The organism is Agrococcus sp. Ld7, from assembly GCF_045064095.1.
Lineage (GTDB): Bacteria > Actinomycetota > Actinomycetes > Actinomycetales > Microbacteriaceae > Agrococcus.
Genome location: NZ_JBISGY010000027.1, coordinates 94,418 through 114,228, shown reverse-complemented (window position 1 = coordinate 114,228; position 19,811 = coordinate 94,418). Strand labels below are relative to the sequence as shown.

18 protein-coding genes and 1 tRNA gene are annotated in these 19,811 nt (G+C 71.1%); 7 read left to right on the top strand and 12 right to left on the bottom strand.

Annotated features, from left to right (window positions below; genetic code table 11):
* Window positions 1–17: 17 nt before the first annotated feature.
* Genes ACJJVL_RS06690 through ACJJVL_RS06675 form a run of 4 tightly spaced genes read right to left on the bottom strand, consistent with a single transcriptional unit; the run spans window position 18 to window position 3,528 of the window.
* Window positions 18–602 (bottom strand): gluconokinase, encoded by a 585-nt coding sequence (locus ACJJVL_RS06690; RefSeq protein ID WP_405217642.1) that lies wholly within the window; start codon window positions 600–602, stop codon window positions 18–20.
* Entirely contained in the window at window positions 595–1,659 is a 1,065-nt protein-coding gene (locus ACJJVL_RS06685) for a zinc-binding dehydrogenase (RefSeq protein ID WP_405217640.1), read from the bottom strand. Before ACJJVL_RS06685 ends, ACJJVL_RS06690 begins: the two co-directional genes overlap by 8 nt.
* 22 nt (window positions 1,660–1,681) lie before the next feature.
* On the bottom strand, window positions 1,682–2,473 hold the full coding sequence (locus ACJJVL_RS06680; protein ID WP_405217639.1) for a glucose 1-dehydrogenase: 792 nt from the start codon (window positions 2,471–2,473) through the stop codon (window positions 1,682–1,684).
* Window positions 2,473–3,528 (bottom strand): D-2-hydroxyacid dehydrogenase, encoded by a 1,056-nt coding sequence (locus ACJJVL_RS06675; protein ID WP_405217637.1) that lies wholly within the window; start codon window positions 3,526–3,528, stop codon window positions 2,473–2,475. Before ACJJVL_RS06675 ends, ACJJVL_RS06680 begins: the two co-directional genes overlap by 1 nt.
* A 148-nt stretch (window positions 3,529–3,676) precedes the next feature.
* Here ACJJVL_RS06675 and gndA point away from each other — a divergent pair, with 148 nt between their 5' ends.
* Entirely contained in the window at window positions 3,677–5,119 is a 1,443-nt protein-coding gene (gndA, locus tag ACJJVL_RS06670) for an NADP-dependent phosphogluconate dehydrogenase (RefSeq protein WP_405217635.1), read from the top strand.
* A gap of 200 nt (window positions 5,120–5,319) precedes the next feature.
* Window positions 5,320–5,820: a phosphoribosyltransferase gene (locus tag ACJJVL_RS06665; RefSeq protein WP_405217633.1), complete on the top strand. Its 501-nt coding sequence runs from the start codon at window positions 5,320–5,322 to the stop codon at window positions 5,818–5,820.
* Between the two features lie 86 nt (window positions 5,821–5,906).
* Here the strand turns inward: ACJJVL_RS06665 and ACJJVL_RS06660 are convergent, their stop codons facing one another.
* From ACJJVL_RS06660 to glmU, 6 genes are all read right to left on the bottom strand, one after another.
* On the bottom strand, window positions 5,907–6,035 hold the full coding sequence (locus tag ACJJVL_RS06660) for a putative transporter small subunit (RefSeq protein ID WP_405217631.1): 129 nt from the start codon (window positions 6,033–6,035) through the stop codon (window positions 5,907–5,909).
* A gap of 14 nt (window positions 6,036–6,049) precedes the next feature.
* A complete protein-coding gene (locus ACJJVL_RS06655; protein ID WP_405217630.1) occupies window positions 6,050–7,777 on the bottom strand; it encodes a sodium:solute symporter family protein in 1,728 nt (575 codons plus the stop codon).
* A gap of 214 nt (window positions 7,778–7,991) precedes the next feature.
* Window positions 7,992–9,173 carry a methyltransferase domain-containing protein gene (locus ACJJVL_RS06650; protein WP_405217628.1) on the bottom strand — a complete coding sequence of 394 codons (1,182 nt, stop codon included), beginning with the start codon at window positions 9,171–9,173 and terminating at the stop codon, window positions 7,992–7,994.
* Between the two features lie 9 nt (window positions 9,174–9,182).
* A complete protein-coding gene (locus ACJJVL_RS06645) occupies window positions 9,183–10,505 on the bottom strand; it encodes a hypothetical protein (protein ID WP_405217627.1) in 1,323 nt (440 codons plus the stop codon).
* Between the two features lie 19 nt (window positions 10,506–10,524).
* A complete protein-coding gene (locus tag ACJJVL_RS06640; RefSeq protein WP_405217625.1) occupies window positions 10,525–11,502 on the bottom strand; it encodes a ribose-phosphate diphosphokinase in 978 nt (325 codons plus the stop codon).
* Window positions 11,503–11,515: 13 nt separating this feature from the next.
* The gene (gene glmU, locus ACJJVL_RS06635; protein ID WP_405217624.1) at window positions 11,516–12,946 is read right to left on the bottom strand and encodes a bifunctional UDP-N-acetylglucosamine diphosphorylase/glucosamine-1-phosphate N-acetyltransferase GlmU; all 1,431 of its coding nucleotides are present in this window, start codon (window positions 12,944–12,946) and stop codon (window positions 11,516–11,518) included.
* Window positions 12,947–13,056: 110 nt separating this feature from the next.
* On the opposite strand from glmU, the gene ACJJVL_RS06630 reads away from it, so the two are divergent.
* On the top strand, window positions 13,057–14,532 hold the full coding sequence (locus tag ACJJVL_RS06630) for an ArnT family glycosyltransferase (protein ID WP_405217623.1): 1,476 nt from the start codon (window positions 13,057–13,059) through the stop codon (window positions 14,530–14,532).
* 18 nt (window positions 14,533–14,550) lie between these two features.
* Here the strand turns inward: ACJJVL_RS06630 and ACJJVL_RS06625 are convergent, their stop codons facing one another.
* Window positions 14,551–15,474: a glycosyltransferase family 2 protein gene (locus tag ACJJVL_RS06625; RefSeq protein WP_405217622.1), complete on the bottom strand. Its 924-nt coding sequence runs from the start codon at window positions 15,472–15,474 to the stop codon at window positions 14,551–14,553.
* Between the two features lie 139 nt (window positions 15,475–15,613).
* Here ACJJVL_RS06625 and ACJJVL_RS06620 point away from each other — a divergent pair.
* The 3 genes from ACJJVL_RS06620 (at window position 15,614) to ACJJVL_RS06610 (ending at window position 16,963) form a co-directional block, all read left to right on the top strand.
* A tRNA-Gln gene (locus ACJJVL_RS06620) sits at window positions 15,614–15,684 on the top strand.
* Window positions 15,685–15,832: 148 nt separating this feature from the next.
* Complete coding sequence (locus ACJJVL_RS06615) at window positions 15,833–16,435, top strand: hypothetical protein (protein ID WP_405217621.1); 603 nt, start codon at window positions 15,833–15,835, stop codon at window positions 16,433–16,435.
* 36 nt (window positions 16,436–16,471) lie between these two features.
* Window positions 16,472–16,963 carry a MarR family winged helix-turn-helix transcriptional regulator gene (locus tag ACJJVL_RS06610; protein WP_405217620.1) on the top strand — a complete coding sequence of 164 codons (492 nt, stop codon included), beginning with the start codon at window positions 16,472–16,474 and terminating at the stop codon, window positions 16,961–16,963.
* A 218-nt stretch (window positions 16,964–17,181) separates the two neighbouring features.
* Here the strand turns inward: ACJJVL_RS06610 and ahcY are convergent, their stop codons facing one another.
* Entirely contained in the window at window positions 17,182–18,618 is a 1,437-nt protein-coding gene (ahcY, locus tag ACJJVL_RS06605) for an adenosylhomocysteinase (RefSeq protein ID WP_405217619.1), read from the bottom strand.
* Window positions 18,619–18,707: 89 nt separating this feature from the next.
* On the opposite strand from ahcY, the gene ACJJVL_RS06600 reads away from it, so the two are divergent.
* Window positions 18,708–19,802 (top strand): acyltransferase family protein, encoded by a 1,095-nt coding sequence (locus ACJJVL_RS06600; protein WP_405217618.1) that lies wholly within the window; start codon window positions 18,708–18,710, stop codon window positions 19,800–19,802.
* Window positions 19,803–19,811 lie beyond the last annotated feature (9 nt).

Here is a 19,811-nt window from a genome sequence, read left to right as displayed (position 1 = left end):
TGTGCGCGGCCGGGGGATCAGCCGGGCTGGACGTCGATCGAGCCGGTGATCGTCGCGCCCGGGGAGGGCTTGACGGTGCGGCCCGCGGCGCGGGCCATCAGCATGCGGGTGACCTCGTCGACGATCGCGACAGGATCCTGCTCGATGGAGATGACGATGCCGCTCTCCCAGGGACCGAGCGGCTCGAGCGTCTCCATCTGGCTGTCGAGCAGCGTGGTCGGCATGAACGCGTGGTCTCGATGGGCGAGCCGATCGGCGAGCAGGTCCTTGTCACCGCTGAGGTGGACGAAGACCAGATCCGGCGCGCTCGAGCGCAGCAGCTCGCGGTACCAGCGCTTCAGCGCGGAGCACGCGACGATGATGATGCGACCGCTCGCGCGGCCGTCGGCGATGGTCTGCCCGATCGCCTTCAGCCACGGCACCCGATCCTCGTCCTCGAGGGGGATGCCCGCGGCCATCTTGTCCTTGTTGGCCTTCGGGTGCAGGTCGTCGCCGTCGATGAAGTCGATGTTCAGCCGCTTCGCGAGCGCCGCACCGATCGTCGACTTCCCGGATCCCTGCACGCCCATGATGACCATGGGCGGGTAGCGCGTGTCACTCATCGGCACATCCCTGCCTTCCGCTGCTGTCCGAGAACGCGAGCAGCACCTTCGAGGATACGGCTGCGTCGCGCGCGATCTCGAGGGCGCGCAGGCCGTCGCCGATCGGCAGCTCGTGGCTGATGACGGCCTCGGCGTCCAGCGAGCCGTCCGCGAGCGCGGCCAGCACGGCATCGAGCTCGTCGTTGAACCGGAAGGAGCCGACCAGCGTGAGCTCTCGCGTGATGGCGGTCGCCATCGGCACCGAGACGTCTCCCGCGCGCTGGAGGCCCAGCATGACCACCGTGCCGCCGCGTCGCGCACCCGAGATCGCTGCGGCGAGGCCCGGCACGGTGCCTGACGACTCGATGACCACATCCGCGTGCACGGCCGCGATCGCCTCGGCATCCGTCGCGTCCATGGCTCGCGCGCCGAGCCGCTCGGCGAGGACGCGCGGATGCTCGTGCAGGTCGGTCGCGAGGATCTCGCTCGCGCCGTGGTGCTTGGCGACGGCGATCGCCAGCGCGCCGATGGGCCCTGCGCCGATGACGAGCACGCGCGTGCCCGCGACGTCGCCGGCCTGGCCGACGCCGTGCCACGCGACCGCTGCCGGCTCGGCGAGCGCCGCCAGCCGCAGGTCGAGGCCGTCGGGGATCGGCCGCAGCATGCGCGAGGGCAGCGCCGCGCGACGCGCGAACGCGCCGTGGGTGTGCGGCATGCGGGCGGCCGAGCCGAGATAGGTGCCCGCGGGGCTGAGGTTCGGCCGGTCGGCGGGGTAGGGCGCGGAGCCGTCGTCCACCTCGGTGGCGGGGTGCACGGCCACGCGCGTGCCGGCGGCCGGGCCGCTCCCGTCGGCGGCAGCCGCGAGCACCGTGCCGACGATCTCGTGGCCGAGCACCATGGGCTCGCGCAGGATCGACTGCCCGGCCGCGCCATGCAGCCAGTAGTGCAAATCGGAGCCGCAGATGCCGCCGTAGGCGATCGCGACGACCGCCTCGTCGGCGGCGGGATCGGGCTCCGGCAGCGGCTCCACCCGCACGTCGCCCTTCGCGTGCGCGACGAGCGCCAGGTTGTCGGTCATCGTGACTCCTCTCTCGACTGCATCAGACGACGGCGGTCATGCCGCCGTCGACGTAGATGGTCTGACCGTTCACGAACGCGCTCGCGTCACTGGCGAGGAACACGAGGGCGCCGACGAGGTCGCGCACCTCGCCCCAGCGGCCGGCCGGCGTGCGCTGCGCGACCCAGGCCGAGAACTCGGGGTCGTCGACGAGCCGCTGGGTGAGCTCGGTGGCGAAGTAGCCCGGCGCCAGCGCGTTCACGCTGATGCCGTGCGGCGCGAGGTCGGCGCAGAGCCCCTTGGTGAACATCACGATCGCGCCCTTCGTCGCGCTGTAGGGCGCGATGGAGGGGCGAGCGAGCTGCGACTGGACGGAGCCGATGGAGACGATCCGGCCGGAGCCGCGCGCGACCATGCCCTTCGCGACGCGACGCGACAGCAGGAACGCGCTCGTCAGGTTGGTCGCGACCAGGTCGTGCCAGTCCTCATCCGTGAACTCGGTGATCGGGTTGCGCCGCTGGATGCCGGCGTTGTTGACGAGGATGTCCGGGGTGCCGAGGCGCGTCTCGACGTCGGCGATCCCGGCGTCGACCGCCTGCGCATCCGTCACGTCGAACAGTGCGACGTGCGTCTGCCGGCCGGTGGTCTCGCCGATCTCTGCAGCTGCGCGCTCGGCCTTGGCGCGGTCGCGCCCGTGCACCACGACGGTCGCGCCCGCCTCCGCGAGGCCCTGGGCGAGGGCGCGCCCGATGCCCTGGCTGGAGCCGGTGACGAGTGCGACGCGACCCGCGAGGTCGAACAGCGCTGGTCCGGTGCTGGCGATGCCGGTGGTCATCAGTAGAACTCCTTCGTGCTCATGACGTTCTGCATCGGCTGCCCGTCGAGCAGCCGCGTGGCGTTGGCGGCGAAGAGCTCGGCGATGCGGCGGGGCTCGTGCACCGAGAGCGCAGCGGTGTGGGGGCTGATGAGCACCCCGGGGTGGCCCCAGAGCGGGCTCTCTGTCGGCAGCGGCTCGACGGCGGTGACGTCGAGTGCTGCGAACCCGATGCGCCCCGCGTCGAGTGCCGCGAGCAGCGCGGGCTCGTCGACCACGGCACCTCGACCGACGTTGACGAGGATCGTGTCATCGCGCACCGCGCCGAGCACAGCCGCGCCGATGAGGCCGACCGTGTGCTCGGTGCCCGGCAGCGTCGTGACGATCGCGTCCACCTGCGCGGCGGCGTCCACGAGCTCGTCCATGGGCACGAGCCGGTCGACGTGGTCGACGGGCGTGCCGCTGCGTGTCGTGCCCCAGACGGTCGCGCCGAGTGCCGCGAACCGTTCGGCCACGACCGTGCCGATGCCGCCGAGGCCCACGACCAGCACGGTCATCTCGCTCACGTGCCGCATCATGCGGCGGCCGTCGCCCCAGGTGCGCGCCGCCTGGTCTGCCTCCAACCGACGCAGATCCTTGGCACCCGCGAGCACGCCGAACAGCGCCCACTCGGCGAGCGTCGACGCGTGCATGCCCGCGCTCGTGGTGATGACGACGCGCTCGAGCTCCTGCTCTGTCAGCTCGGCCGCCTTCACCTGGCCGCCGCCGCCCGCGGCCGTCGTGTGCACCCAGCGCAGCCACTCGTTGGCGCGCACGGTGCGCGCCAGAGCGGCGGGTGACACGTCCGGGATCCCGAACAGCGCATCCGCACCGTCGAGCATCGCCTCGAAGGCGACCTGCTGCGCAGGGGTGCGCTGCCAGTCGGGATCACCCTCCCAGTCGCCGTGCCACTGCCAGGGGCGGGTGAGGCTCGGGTCTCGCAGCAGGTCGACGCGCGGCTCGAGCTCGACGATGCGCGCGGCGGAGGCGTCGTCGAGGGTGACCGCGACGGCGACGTTCAGGCGGGGTGCATGCATGGGCGTCTCTCCTTGAGCATCAGGCTATCCACGAGCGTCGCACCGCCGTCGCATGGCCGGGCGCGTCGTGCCCGCGCCGTCCGAACGCGGCGCGCGCATCCCGTGCTGACTAGCCTGGTGGCAGACCCGAACCGTCCAGGAGGACACCGTGACCCACGCCAACATCGCCGTCGTCGGCCTCGCCGTGATGGGCTCGAACCTCGCCCGCAACCTCGCATCGCGAGAGGGCAACACCGTCGCGGTCTACAACCGCACGACCTCCAAGACCGACGACCTGATCGCCGCGCACCCCGAGGCGGGCTTCGTGCGCGCGGCGACCATGCAGGAGCTCGCCGACAGCCTGCAGACGCCCCGCACCGCGATCGTGATGGTGAAGGCCGGCAAGGCGACCGACGCCGTGATCGATGAGCTCGTCGCTGTGTTCGAGCCGGGCGACATCATCGTCGACGGCGGCAACGCCCGCTTCACCGACACCATCCGCCGCGAGGCGGCCGTGCGCGAGACCGGCATCCATTTCGTCGGCTGCGGCATCTCGGGTGGCGAGGAGGGCGCGTTGAACGGCCCGTCGCTCATGCCCGGTGGCACGGTCGAGTCCTACGAGACCCTCGGGCCGATCCTCACCGGCATCGCCGCGGTCGCCGACGGCGAGCCCTGCGTGACCCACATCGGCACCGATGGCGCCGGCCACTTCGTCAAGATGGTGCACAACGGCATCGAGTACGCCGACATGCAGCTGATCGCCGAGGCCTACGACCTGATCCGACGCGGCACCGGCAAGACGCCGACTGAGATCGCCGAGGTGTTCGAGGAGTGGAACCGCGGCGAGCTCGAGTCCTACCTGATCGAGATCACGGCGGAGGTGCTGCGCCAGGTCGATGCCGACACCGGCCAGCCGCTCGTCGATGTCATCCTCGACGCTGCAGGCGCCAAGGGCACCGGCGCGTGGACAGTGCAGACGGCGCTGGATCTGGGCGTGCCGGTCTCCGGGATCGCAGAGGCAGTCTTCGCACGGTCGCTCTCGTCGCGGCTCGCGCAGCGCGCGGCCGCTACCGACCTGCCCGGCCCGGCCGGCGCCTGGCACGTGCAGGACCCGGATGCGTTCATCGAGGACGTGCGGAAGGCGCTGTTCGCATCGAAGATGGTCGCGTACTCGCAGGGCTTCGACGAGATCGTCGCAGCTGCCGATGAGTACGGCTGGGACATCCAGAAGGGTGAAGTCGCGCGCATCTGGCGAGCCGGCTGCATCATCCGCGCGCGCTTCCTGAACGACATCACCGATGCCTACGCGGCCGAGCCAAGGCTGTCGGCGCTACTGCTCGCGCCGTACTTCCGCGAGGCACTGGCCGCGACGCAGGAGGCGTGGCGCCGCGTGGTCGTCGCGGCGGCGCAGGCCGGCATCCCCGCCCCCGCGTTCTCGTCGAGCCTGTCGTACTACGACGGGCTGCGCGCCGACCGGCTGCCGGCCGCGCTCGTGCAGGGGCAGCGTGACTTCTTCGGCGCCCACACGTACCGTCGCGTCGACCGCGAGGGCACCTTCCACACGCAGTGGTCCGGCGACCGCACCGAGGTCGAGGCCGTCGACACGCACTGAGCCGCGCGCCGCCCACCGCGTCGCCCGGCTCGCACTGTCGAGCTGCGTGTCAGCTTCTTGCACCGATCCCGCCCGATTTCTGCAACAACCTGACACGCGCTGGCTCGGATGGGCGCGGCGGCGGGTGCGCGGCGGCGTGCGTGGATGGGCGCGGCGGCGGGCGCGCGGGCGAGGGTGGCGCGCCCGGATACTGTCGACGCATGCACGCCTTTCACGCCGACTCCTCGGACCTCGATCGCAAGGAGGTCCTCACTTGGGAGGGCTTCGGTGTGGCTGGGCGTGAACTGGCGCACACGATCGCCGAGAGCGGCTACCGCCCTGAGATCGTGATCGCGGTCGCACGGGGCGGCCTGCTGCCAGCCGGTCACCTCTCGTACGCACTGGGGCTCAAGCTCGCCGATGCGATCAACGTCGAGTTCTACACCGATGTGCACCAGACGCTGCCCGACCCCGTGCTGCTGGCCCCGCTGCTCGACCACGAGTCGGTGCAGGGCAGCCGCCTGCTGGTGGTGGATGACGTTGCCGATTCCGGCCGCACGCTCGCGCTCGTGCTCGACCTGCTCCGCGGCATGGGAGCTGAGGCTCGATCGGCGGTCCTCTACGCGAAATCCTCGTCGGTCGTCGACCCCGACTTCGTCTGGAAGCGCACCGACGAGTGGATCGTGTTCCCCTGGTCGGCCGAGCCGCCGGTCACCGCCTGACGCGCGGCGGCGCATCCGCGATCGACCGGCCGCACGACGCATTCGCGATCGGCCGGTCGCGCAGCGCCGCGGCGCTGCCCTGCGCGTCAGATGATCGCTCGCCCCTCGCGCTTCGCCTCGCGCAGCTCCTTGATGAAGCTGCGCGCGATGCCGAACAGCACGCCTGCGACGATCACGGGCCAGATGAGGATGTAGATGGTCAGTGCGATGGTCATGGTCTCGCTCGCTCTCAGTCTCTTGCCCGAGCCGAAGCCGGGTCATGCTTGTCGTCGCGGTCATCCGAAGCCGCCGCATCGACGACGCCCTGCGCGGGCTGCATTCGGTCGAAATTGCCCGTGACGTCGGAGATGCTCGAGAAGTCGAAGCGCCGCTTCGACCGGAACGACATCAGGAAGCAGACGATGAACGAGACCGCGTAGGCGACCAGCGACGCCGTCAGCACCGTATAGTCGCGCAGGAAGAACAGCGTGAACGGCGCAGCACCCAGCGTGGCGACGACGCCCACGATCGTGCCGATCCGCAGGCCGAAGAACCCGAACGCCATGATGCCGAGCACGACGCCGATGCCGATCGTCGCCAGCACCTCGATCGGTACGGCGAGCACGCCCGTGAGCGGGACCCAGCCGAAGCGCACCGGCAGGAACACCGCGAGGGCGGCGATCACCGACACGGTGAAGGCTGCGTTCGTGACCTTCTTCCAGTAGAAGGAGGCGATGACCGGGAACACCAGGCATCCCCAGAGCGCGCCGACGAACACCAGCAGGTCGAGGATGTTGAAGTGGCTGGTCGCGAAGAACAGTGCCGCGCCGGTGGCGACGATCATCGAGACGCGCCCGAAGAGCAGCATGGTGCGCGGGTTCGCCCGGCGACGTCCGACCGACTGCCCGTAGATGTCGGTCATCACGATCGACGACAGTGCCGAGAGGTCGGAGTCCGCCGTGGAGGAGAGTGCGCCGATGATCATCAGGAAGGCGAGCGCGAGCAGTCCCCACGGGAGGTAGGTCGCCGCAACCTGCGGGATGAGGTTGTTGACATCCCCGTCGAGCGGCTGGACGCCGAGGTAGAGCGCCATGACACCCAGCATGCCCACGCCGATCACCGTCGCGCCGTAGCCGATCGTCGCGGTGATGAACGTCGGCTTGATGAGGTCCTCTCGCACCGCGAACAGGCGCTGCGCGATCGTCTGGTTGCCGATCGCGTAGGCGAGCACCGCGGCGATGTAGGGCGCACCCTGGTTGAGGAAGGCATCCGACGAGAAGAAGTCCTGCTGCTCGGGCGTGACGTTGCCGGCTGCCACGCCGGCCTCGAACATCGCCGGACCACCGGCGGCGAAGAACACGACCGGGATCACGATCACGGCCGCGCCCAGCATGGCGACCACCTGCGCGAAGTCGGTGAGGACGGAAGCGCGGAAGCCCGACCACAGCGTGTAGAGCAGCACGCCGCCCGCGACGATCAGGATGCCCGTGCCGAAGCTGAGGGGCGAGAGCATGTCGATGAGCGCGCCGCCAGCGATGAAGTTGGAGGTGAGCGAGATGAGCGAGCCGAGCACGTTGGAGCCGGCCAGCATCAATTGCGACGACCGGCCGTGGCGGGCGTACATGACCTCGGCGAGCGTGTGGGCACGCGGGGCCACGGCGCGGATGCGCTTGCCGAAGGGGTAGATGAAGAGGATCATCAGGGCGCCCCAGAGCCCGTAGTGGATGGGGCCGGAGACGCCGTAGGTGTACCCGGCGGTCGCCGACGCGTACATCGACGAGGCCCAGATCCACGTCGCCGTCATGGATGCGGCCGAGATGCCGAAGCCGATGCGGTTGCCGGCGGTCATGTAGCCGTCGGCGTTCTCCCGCTTGCGGCCGATGCCGAGCGCCATGAGCAGCGTGCCGCCGTAGAAGACGACGAGCAGCACGATGACGGCCGCGATACCGAGCTGCATGATCTCTTGCGTGGGCGGCATTCGGTTCCTCTCGTAGGGCAGCATCGATCGATCGGCGGGCACGCCGAGCGTCGTGCCGCGCACTTGCCCGCGGCGAGCCCGGATCGACCGAGCAGGCACACGCCGCGGGGCGCCACCGGCACCGCACTCGCGGATCCGAGCTGCGGCTGCAGTCGAAACGGGCGAGGCGTTCAGGTACCGGTGCTGGCCGTCGGCCAGAACTTCCACCTTTGCATCAAAGCCGAGGCATTGCCAATCCAGGGGTGCCGGTGCGACCCGCGAGCGCACCTCTGCGGCGCGCGAGCTCCACAAGGACCTCTGCGTGCTCTGTGTGCGGGAACATGTCGAAGACTCTGCCCCGCACTGGCCGCAGCGATGGCATCGCGGCGAGGTCCCTGGCAAGCGTGGCGGGGTTGCAGCTCGAGTAGACGAGCCGCTCGACGGCGCTCGCCTCCAGCCGCGCGGCGAGCGAGCCGATGCCGCGCCGGGGCGGGTTCACCACCACGAGCTCTGGCGCGCGCGCACCCTCGAGGTCGACGCCGGTCGCGTCGCCGACCGCGAAGGACGCGTCGACGCGCAGCTCAGCTGCTGTCTCGCGGGCCGCATCGATCGCCTCGGCGGTCACCTCAACGCCCGCAACGCGGCGTCCCGCCCTGGCAGCGTGGAGCGCGAAGCCGCCGACGCCGCAGTACAGGTCGAGCACGCTCTCCGGATCGGCCTCGTCGATCCAGCCGCTCGCCTGCCGGTAGAGCGCGGCGGCCACCGCGGTGTTGGTCTGGAAGAAGCTGCGCGGCCGTAGCCGGAGACCGATGTCGTTCACCCGCATCACGAGCACGCCGGAGCCCGCGAGCAGCAGCTCCTCCTCGCCCTCGAGCACCGCCTTGTGCTCGGGCTGCAGGTTCGCCGACACGCTCGTGAACGGCAGCGACGCCAGCAGGTCGAGGTGCTTCCGGATGCGTGGCAGCGCCTCGCTCGAGCGCAGTACGAGGCGCAGCGCCAGCTCGCCGTCGGGCGAGGCGGTCAGGATCAGGTGCTTGAGCTCGCCGCGCCGGCTCGGCACGTCGTAGGGCGTGATCCGTGCTTCGCGCACGAACGCCTCGAGCGTCGGCATAGCCGCCACGAGCGGCTGCTCGTGCAGGGGGCAGGCCTGCAGGTCGATGCCGCTGCCGTCCGGCGCCAGGATGCCGAGCGTGGGGGCGGCGACGGTGCCGGCGACGACCATCTTGGCCTTGTTCCGGAATCCGCCGACGGCGCTCGCGTGCGGCGCATCCCACGCCATGGTCGGCAGCAGCGCCTCGATCCGCGCCTGCTGCTCGGTCAACTGCAGCGCGTAGGGCGTCGGCAGCAGCGTGCAGGAGCGGCAGCGGTTGGCGTCGAAGTAGGCGCAGTCGAGCGCGCGTGCCTCGGCGATCTGCATTGCACCAGCCTACGGCGGCAGGATCGTGCCCCTGGCGTGCAGCGCGATGTCGCCGACCGCCTTCGCGCGCCGGTCGCTCGGCGCGGCATCGCCCTCGCGCAGCGGCTGCGGGTCGCGCGCCAGCACCGCCTGCACGCGGGCCCGGCGGGCGCGCACGCGTACGGCGCCGATCGAGCCGAGCATCCAGCCGACGCCGACCGCGATCAGCCCGGGCCAGACGAGTGCCGTCAGGGCGCGGATGCCGGCGGTCTCCTCTGCCGATTCGATACCCGCGATGAACGTGGGCGACCAGCCGTAGGAGACCACCAGCCAGCCGAGCACACCGAGTGAGACGGCGACGCGCTCGAGCGGTCCGTCGTCGAGCAGCACCCCGTCGACGCGCTCGAGCAGCACGCGCTCGCCGCGTTCGAGGGCTTGCACGGTGCGGCGGTCGCGGATGGCCGTCCACACCAGCAGCCCGGCCTGCACCGCGAGCACGGCGACGAGCGCGATGGCGATCACGAGCGCGCCGCTCGCGAGCAGGCCGTCGATCGCGCGCTCGCCGAGCTCGCCCCACGTGCGCGGATCGGCCCAGCGCCCGGGCTGGCGCATCCAGACACCCGCCAGGAACAGCAGCGCACCCGCCATCGCGGCCTGGCCGGCGATGACGAGGACGCGGTTGCGACGCTGCCGGTGTGCGCGGGGCACCGGCAGGATCGCACGCCCCCACCGCGAGCTCAGCAGCTGGAAGCGCTGCTTCCACCGCGCCCTGCCGCGGCCCCTGCCTCGGCTCCACCACACGAGCGCGACCCCGCCCAGCAGCAGCACCGCGCCGATCGACGGCACAAGGATGCGAGCGAGCAGGGCCTCGCGGTCGTCCGCAGCGAGGAAGAGCCCGAGCGGCAGCCCGATCGCACCCAGGATGATGCCGCCGACGCCGACACCGTGCAGCCAGCCGTGCGGCCCGCCGCGCAGCGCCTCGCGCTCGGCGAACGGCGGCGTGGTGCCGCGCGGCATGCGCTCGGCGGCGCCCGCGCGCAGCGACCGCTCCAGGGCGATGCGCAGCGGCTCGCCCAGCCCGCCGATCACCACCAGGATGCCGAGGCTGGCCATCGCGCCGCGTGCGAGCAGGTCGATGTCGCGGTCGCCGATCAGCTCCTCCGCGACCAGGCCGACCACGATGGTGCCCAGCAGCAGGAACACCGCCGCGACACCGGCGGCCGCGGTGACGGCGGCACCGCCGTGCACCGCCGCACGGGCGATGCCCATCGGCACCGGGGTCACCGGCGCCCGGTCGGCCGCGTCCGGTCCGTCACCGGTGGGATGCGCGCCATCGGCGCGGTGCCAGGTCACCCGGAAGCCGCGATCTGCCTCAGGCGGCGCCGTCGAACAGGCTCGTGACCGAGCCGTCCTCGAAGACCTCGGTGATGGCGCGACCGAGCAGCGGTGCGATCGAGAGCACCTCGAGCTTCTCGAAGCGCTGGTCGTCGCGCAGCGGCAGCGTGTCGGTGACCACGACCTTGTCGATCACGTCGGAGTTCAGGATCTCGGATGCTGGCGCCGAGAAGATCGCGTGCGTGGCGGCCACGACCACGTTGGTCGCACCGTTCGCCTTCAGCGCCTCGGCCGCCTTCACGATCGTGCGGCCGGTGTCGATCATGTCGTCGACCAGCAGGCACGTGCGGCCTGCGACGTTGCCGACGATCTCGTGCACCGACACCTGATTGGGCACCAAGGGGTCGCGGCGCTTGTGGATGATCGCCAGCGGCGCGCCGAGCTTGTCGCTCCACACGTCGGCGACGCGCACGCGCCCCATGTCGGGCGAGACGATCGTGAGCGTCTCGGGGTCGAGGGTGTGGCGGAAGTGCTCGAGCAGCACCGGCATGCCGAACAGGTGGTCGAACGGGCCGTCGAAGAAGCCCTGGATCTGCGAGGCGTGGATGTCGATCGACATGATGCGGTCGGCGCCGGCAGTCTTGAACAGGTCGGCGATCAGGCGCGCCGAGATCGGCTCTCGGCCGCGGCCCTTCTTGTCCTGCCGGGAGTAGGGGTAGTACGGCATGACGACCGTGATGCGCTTCGCCGATGCGCGCTTGAGCGCGTCGACCATGATGAGCTGCTCCATGAGCCACTCGTTCACCGGCCGGCAGTACGACTGCAGGATGAAGGCGTCGGATCCGCGCACCGAGCCCTCGAAGCGCGCGTAGATCTCGCCGTTCGCGAAGGTGCGGCTGTCGACATCCATCAGATCCGTGCCGATCTCGGCGGCGACGGCGCTCGCGAGCTCCGGGTGCGACCGCCCCGTCGCCAGGACGAGATGCTTGCGGTTCTTCGCGACGATCGATCCCACTCGGGTGCCTCCCCTAGGCGTCAGGTGCTTGCTGCTCGGCCGCCGCTGCCGCGTCGGCCGCTGCCGTCCCAGGACGATGCGTCTCGACCCAGCCCGTCATGTTGCGCTGCGGAGCGACCGAGATGGCCAGCGCTCCGGGCTCGACATCCTTGCGGACGATCGTGCCCGCTCCAGTGTATGCGCCGTCGGCGATCGACACGGGGGCGACGAAGACGTTGTGGCTGCCCGTGCGCACGTGCGAGCCCACCTCGGTGCGATGCTTGGCGACGCCGTCGTAGTTGGCGGTGATGGTGCCCGCACCGATGTTGGAGCCGTCACCCACCGTCGTGTCGCCGATGTACGACAGGTGCGGGATCTTGCTGCCGACGCCGATCTGGGTGTTCTTCGTCTCGACGAAAGTGCCGATCTTCCCGTCCGCCCCGACGACCGAATTGGGGCGCAGGTAGGCCCATGGGCCGACGGATGCGCGAGCGCCGATCACCGACAGGGTCGCGTCGGTGCGCTTCACGGTCGCGTCCTCCCCCACCTCGGTGTCGACGAGCGTGGTGTCCGGCCCGATCGTCGCGCCGGTCGCGACCACCGTCGCACCGAGCAGCTGCGTGCCGGGCAGGATGGTGACGTCCTCGGCGAGCGTGACATCCGTGTCGATCCAGGTGGAGGCGGGGTCGGCGAACGTGACGCCGGCGCGCTGCCAGCGTCGGATGATGCGGTCGTTGAGCTCGTGCGCCGCGGCCGCGAGCTGCACACGGTCGTTGATGCCCCAGATGGCCCAGCTGTCACTGGCGGGCACGGCCTGGATGCGGCCACCGGCCGCCTGGATCCGCACCGCGGCGTCGGTCAGGTACATCTCGCCCTGGGCGTTGTTGCGATCGATCGTGCCGAGCGCCTCGCGCAGCGCGGCGGCGTCGAAGACGTAGATGCCACCGTTGACCTCGTCGATGGCGCGCTCGGCATCCGAGGCGTCTTTCTGCTCGACGATCCGCACGAATGCGCCAGCCTCGTCGCGCACGATGCGGCCGAGCCCGGTGGGGTCCGACAGGTGCGCCGAGAGCAGCGTCATCTGGTTGCCCTCGTGCTCGTGGCGCTCGATCAGCCGGCCGAGCGTCGCTGCGTCGATGAGCGGCACGTCGCCGGAGAGCACGACGACGTGGCCGCTGAAGTCGCCGATCGCGTCGAGTCCCTGCTCGACCGCGCGGCCGGTGCCGGGCACCTCGTCCTGATCGGCGATGAGCACGTGCGGGGCGAACTCGAGCACGGCGGCGGCCATCCGCTCGCGCTCGTGGCGCACCACGGTCACGATGCGCTCCGGGTGCAGCTCGCCCGCGGTGCTGAGCACGTGGGCGATGAGCGGCTTCCCCGCGAGCGGATGCAGCGGCTTGGGCGTGCGGCTCTTCATGCGGGTGCCCGCGCCAGCGGCGAGGACGATGACGGCAACCTGAGGCACGGACTCTCCTATCGGACACGGGCGTTCGGCTCCAGGCTACTGGCGCGCGAGTGTCGCGGGCGCGGCTCCCGGCCACGCAGCGACGCGCAGACCGGATGCGATACTGAGGCGTGCCCGAGCAGCGTTCGACGATCGCCGCCCCGCTGCCGACCGGATCCGAGCGCGGGGCCACCTCGTCGGCATCGCGGAGCCGCACGGCGATCGAGCTCACCGTCGTGCTGCTCGTCGCCGCGGTGATGGGGTTCTGGGCGCTCGACCAGGCGAACGTCGCGCCCGACGAGCTCGTCTACCAGCGTGCGGGACTGCAGTACGCGCTCGGGGACACATCCTTCAACCCCGAGCACCCACCGGTGGCGAAGTACCTGATCGGGGCCTGGCAGCTCGCGTTCGGGGCCGGCGTGACGAGCGCTCGCGTGCTGATGGGCTGCGTGCTGGTCGCCTCGACACTCGTCGCCTACACCTGGCTGCGCGCTGCCGTCGGCGGCTCGGCGGCCCTGATCGGCGCGGTGATGCTCGCCGCAACGCACCGGGTGAACGGCACGGACTTCATCGACCGGCAGGTGCTGCTCGAGCCGTTCAGCGTGCTGTTCGGGATGAGCGCACTCGCGCTGCTCTGGCAGTGGGAGCGCCGCCGGCGTCTGTCGCTCGCGCTCGGTGCCGGCACGCTCATGGCGCTGGCGATCCTGTCGAAGGCGTCTGCGGCCGTGCTGGTGATCGCGGCACTGGCCTGCGTGCCATGGCGGGAGCTGCGCGACGCGGCCGTCTGGCGCGCAGTGCTCGGCTTCGCGACCGTGGGCGTGGCCGTCTGCCTCCTGGCGTACGTGCCGCTCGGCGGCATCCCCGCGGTGCTCGACATGCTCGAGTTCCAGACCGAGCACGCGCAGAACGGGCATCGCATCATCGTCGCCGGCGAGACGCATCGCTTTGCCCCCTGGTACGCGCCGCTCTGGTTCGGCGGCGAGGTGGTGGGGTGGTTCGCGCTTGCGGCGATCGCGGTGTGGGCTGGTGCCGCGACGATGCTCCGCCGCAGTGAGCTCATCGTCCGGATGCTCGCGCTGGCCGCCCTGTCGACACTGCTCGTGCTCTCGCTCTCGCCGGTCGTCCTGCCGCACTACACGGGCGCGTGGCTGTGGCCCCTGCTGCTGCTCTCGGGTATCGGCGTGGCGTCGCTGTGGGCTCACGCGCGGCGACCGCGCGCACGCGCGATCGTGGCGGTCGCGACGGCCTGCCTGCTGGTCGGCCCTGTCACGGGGGCCGCCCACATCCTGACGCTGCGCCCGACCGGCGCGGCGCTCATCGACGCGGCGATGCTCGCGGACCCCGCTCCCGACGGCACCGTGCTGATGGTGCAGCTCTCGCCGCACGCCACGGATCCCAACGTGGACGCTCCCGTCACGGTGGACCCATCGCTCGAGGGCATCACCGCGGTCGCGCTCGGCGACGATGAGCGATTCATCCCGCCGCCGGGCGTGCTGGAGGCGGTCGCCGAGGTCGAGGACCCCGTGCTGCTCGACGACGTCGAGCTCTACCTGCTCGATGCGCCGCTCGACGAGCTGCTCGCGACGGCCGGCGACACCGCGCCGTAGACCGAGCGGCGCCGAGACTCATGCGTGGCGCCGCGGGGGCGGACCCTGCCTGCCTCGCCAGCCGTCGCGTGCGCCGCGCAGCATCGCTCGCGCGTTCGGGATCCTGGGGGCGGCGAACGCGGTCATCCGCAGCAGCTTGAACAGCATGCGGGGCACGTCCTGCGCCGTCCACACCCGCGGCGTGTCCGCTCGGCGCCAGAGCGCGACCCGGTTGCGCGTCATCATGTAGAGCCGCAGCGGCGAGTGCACGAACATGCTGCCGCCTCCCGGCAGCCGCACGAGGTCGTCGCCGATCGTGTGCAGCATGCGCGCATCGGCGACACCCGCCAGCTGCAGGCCGGCGGCCTTCGCGCGGAAGCACCACTCCATGTCGACGCTGTCGATGAAGAGCCCCTCGTCGAACCCGCCCGCCGCCTCGATCGCGCTCAGGGGGATGAGGGATCCGGAGGAGATGAGGAAGTCGACATCGACATCCCCACCCGCCGGGGCATGCACCTTGTGGTTGAGCGGGAAGCCGAAGCGCACGAAGGGTGCCCGCTCGCCGCTGCGGCCGTCGACGAACGTGGGGCCGACGGCGCCGAGCGGGCCGCGCGCCGCTCGACGGGCTGCGTGGTGCAGCAGCGCCTCGACGCAGCCCGCCTCCAGCAGCGAGTCCTGGTCGAGCAGCAGCACGTAGCGCGCGTCGCGCTCACGCGCGAGGGTGACCGCGCGGTTGTAGGCGGCGCCGAGGCCGATGTTCAACGCCTCGCGCACCAGTTCGACGCCAGGCGGAAGAGCGACCCGCTCGCTCCAGTGCGTGCCGTCGACCAGCGGGCTGTCGTTGTCGAGCACCACGAGCGCAGGAACCTGTGCGGCGGCGCGACGGAGCACATCCACGATCGTCGCCTCGTCGGGACGATAGGTCACGGCGACGGCGACGACGTCAGCGGAGGTCGATGCCATGCGCATCAGTCTGGCGGATGCACGCGCGATGGACCTGCGCCAGGAATGTCGCGATCGGCTCGCATCCGCGGCTTGTACGAGCCGCTGGTGACACATCTGCGGACCCGGAGGTCGCGGGCGACTAGCCTGGTAGCCGCGATCCGCCATGGTGTAACGGCAGCACAGCGGCCTTTGGAGCCGTTTGTCCAGGTTCGAATCCTGGTGGCGGAGCGAAGGGCCACGATTGGCCCTTTGCGACGCCGCCAGTTCCGAGCGCAGCGAGGAAGGGCGGAGCGAAGGGCCACGATTGGCCCTTTGCGACGCCGCCGGCCGCGAGCGCAGCGAGCGGAGGCGGAGCACCTCGTGCCACGCTTGAGCGGTGACCCGGCCTCCCGCGCTCGTGCTGCAGCGGAGTGCCGCGCATCACTACGTGAATCTGGCTGCGCGGCTGCTCGTCTGGTTCGGCATGGTCGTCATGGGTGTGCTGGCGTTCGTGGGAGTCGGATGGACGCTGCTGTTCCTCGCGCTCGTCGTCCTCAGCATCCGCAACCACCGCATGCTGCGCCACGGGCACTGGCGACTCGAGCACGAAGGCCCCGACGCCACCTTCTCGTTCGGTGCACGCCGGGATCAGCCGATCCGTCTCGCGGATCTCGGCGGGGTCATCGTCGTGCACGTGCCCGGAGCGACCAGCCGGGGCCTGCCGATCACCCGCGAGCGCGAGCAGTGGCGACTCGTCGGGCACGACGGCGCCACGATCGGGGTCGCGGACACCACGGGCCTTGACCCCGAGCGGGTGCGTGAAGCTCGCCGGCGGCTGCACGTGCCGTTCGTCGCGCTGCCGATCGCTGCCCGGGCCGACATCCTCCCGGCCGACACCCCCTGGTGGGTGCGCCACCAGGGTCGCGCCCTCACCATCGGCATCGTGCTCGCCGTCGCATTCATGGCTGCGGTGCTCGCGGCACCGAGCTACTGGGCCTGACGCCGGCCGCGCGGGCGCGACTGCGATACTGGCGCAATGAGCGACCTGCGCGGCGACGACGTCGACCGCATCATCGAGCAGTGGATGCGCGTGCGCCCCGACGCGGATGTCTCGCCGCTCGACGTGCTCAGCCGCATGACGCGCATCTCGCGGCAGCTCGGCCGCATCCGCGCCGAGGCCTTCCAGCTCGCTGGGCTCGAGCCCTGGCAGTGGGACGTGCTGGCGGCGCTGCGTCGGGCCGACGGGGCGCTGAGCCCGAAGGACCTCATCGCCCAGACCATGGTCACGAGCGGCACGATGACCAACCGGATCGAGAACCTCGTCGCCTCCGGCCTGGTCGAGCGCGTCGAGGGGTCGACGGACCGGCGCGTTCGACTCGTGACACTCACGGACGAGGGCATCGACCGCGTCGACGTCGCGCTCGATGCGCTGCTGGAGGCTGAGCGGCGGCTGCTCCGCGACATCCCCGCCGACGACCAGTCACGGCTGGCCGAGCTGCTGCGCGTGCTCTCCGACGCCATGGTGTGACGGGTCTCGTGACGCGAGCGGCTGCGCCGCGCGCTCCTCGACCAACAGGACAGACGACCGACGCACGGGTCTCGTGACGCGAGCGGCTCCGCCGCGCGCTCCTCGACCAACGGGACAGACGACCGACGCACGGGTCTCGTGACGCGAGCGGCTGCGCCGCGCGCTCCTCGACCGACGGGACAGACGACCGACGCCGAGTCTCCTGACGCGAGCGACGGTCAGTAGCGGTAGAGCTCGGGCTTGTACGGGCCGTCGACGGGCACGCCGATGTAGGCAGCCTGCTCGGGGGTGAGGGTCGTGAGCCGGGCGCCGAGCGCATCGAGGTGCAGGCGCGCGACCTCCTCGTCGAGCGCCTTCGGCAGTCGCGAGACGCCCGGCGGGTAGTCCTTCGTGGCCAGTTCGATCTGCGCCAGCACCTGGTTCGAGAAGGAGTTCGACATCACGAACGACGGATGCCCCGTGGCGTTGCCGAGGTTCATCAGCCGGCCCTCCGAGAGCACCAGGATCGCTCGCCCGGAGGGGAACCGCCACTCGTGCACCTGCGGTTTGATCTCGATGCGCTCGGCACCGGACCGCTCGAGCGCCGCCACGTCGATCTCGTTGTCGAAGTGCCCGACGTTGGCGACGATCGCGAGGTGCTTCATCGCCCGCAGGTGCTCGAGCGTGATGACGTGCTCGTTGCCGGTCGTGGTGACCCAGATGTCGGCGGTCTCGAGCGCATCCTCGACGCGGGCCACCTGGAACCCGTCCATCGCCGCCTGCAGCGCGCAGATCGGGTCGATCTCGCTCACGATCACGCGGGCACCCTGACCGCGCAGCGCGTCGGCAGCGCCTTTGCCGACATCGCCGTAGCCGACCACGAACGCGGTCTTGCCGCCGATCAGCACGTCGGTCGCCCGGTTGAGCCCGTCGGGCAGCGAGTGCCGGATGCCGTAGCGGTTGTCGAACTTCGACTTCGTGACCGAGTCGTTCACGTTGATCGCCGGGAAGAGCAGCCTGCCGGAGGCCGACAGCTGCTCGAGGCGATGCACGCCCGTCGTGGTCTCCTCCGTGACGCCGCGCAGCTGCTGGGCGATCGTCGTCCAACGGTGAGGATCGTCGACGAGCGTGCTGCCGATCAGCGCATCGATGACCCGCAGCTCGTCCGGAGCTTCCGCGGGCGTGTCGGCAACGGCACCCGCCTGCTCGGCATCGCGACCGCGGTGCACGAGCATCGTCGCATCGCCGCCGTCGTCAAGGATGAGCGTCGGGCCTTGCGCGAAGTCGAAGATGCGGGCGGTGCACGCCCAGTACTCCTCGAGCGTCTCGCCCTTCCACGCGAAGACGGGTACGCCGGCGGGCGCCTCGGGCGTGCCCGCACCGACGGCGACGGCAGCTGCCGCCTCATCCTGCGTCGAGAAGATGTTGCAGCTCGCCCAGCGCACCTCGGCGCCGAGCGCGACCAGCGTCTCGATGAGCACCGCCGTCTGCACCGTCATATGCAGGCTTCCGGCAATGCGCGCTCCGGCGAGCGGCTGCGCATCCGCGTAGCGCCGTCGCAGCGCCATCAGCCCGGGCATCTCGTGCTCGGCGAGCCGGATCTGGTGGCGGCCGGCGGTCGCGAGGGTGAGGTCGCGGACGGAGTACTCGAGCGAGCGACGAGCGGTGTCGGTCATGGCTGCATCCTGCCACCGCGCCGCCCTGCCCGACAGGGGGGTGCCGCGACTCCGGCACGGCGATGGGCCACGCTGTAGAATGTGGTCACGTGATCCCCGAGAGCCGTCTGCTGACCGCCCCGGCCGATCGACCCCTCTCCACCGCGTCGCGACTGGCATGGCCGGACGCCGCGCGCGGCATCACCGTGCTGCTGGTGGTCGCCGTGCACGTCTACTACCTGCAGGTGTCGCCGATGCTCGGCGACGCCCCGGCGAATCCCGTGCATCGCACGCTCATCGACCTGCTGACGCCCGTTCGGATGCCGCTGTTCTTCGTGCTGAGCGGGTTCCTGTCCGCCCGCATGCTCTCCCGCAGCTGGCGTGCCGGCATCTCCGGCCGCATCGCACCGCGTGCCTACCTCTACATCGTTTGGCTCGTGATCACCGCCCTGGTGCTGTGGCTGACCGCGGCGCTCGACGGCGTCGTGTTCCAGTTCTGGGACTACGTCCTGCCGCAGCTCTTCGTGCCGGAGAGCGTGCTGTGGTACCTCTGGGCGCTCGCGGCCTACTTCGCGCTGGCACGGGCCACCCGTGCCGTGCCCGCCGGGATCGCCGTGGCAGCGGCCGCGACCGTCGCCCTGGTCGGCGGGCTCGCCGTCACCGGTCCGATGGAGCCGATCGTCACCTCCTTCGTGTGGTTCCTGGTCGGTGCACGCCTGCCGCAGGTGGTCACCGCGCTGTCAGAGCCGTCGCGACCCGCACTGACGCGCTCGCTCCTGATGACGGCCGCGGGGCTCGTGCTGCTGCGTCAGCTGATCGAGCCGAACGCGATCCTCGACCTGGTCGCGAGCGCCGCGAGCGTCACCGCGGTGCTCGCGCTGCTCCCGCGCGTCGCGGATGCGCGCGTGCTGCGGCCGATCCGGCACATCGGTCGCAACACGCTGCCGATCTTCGCGATGCATCCGCTGCTCATCATCGCCGGCAGCGCCGTGCTGCGCGAGTGGGATTGGCTGCGCGAGCGGATGCTGAGCGACTGGGGGTACTCGCTCCTCGCGCCGGTGCTCGAGATCGTGCTGATCGCCATGACCGCGATGCTCCTGCATCGCCTGCTCCATCGCATCGGGCTGCGCCACCTGTTCGAGCTGCCCCGCGGCCGTCGGCTGCGGCGGCGCCTCCGCGCCGGCCTCGAGCGCGTCCGGCCGTAGGATCATCGG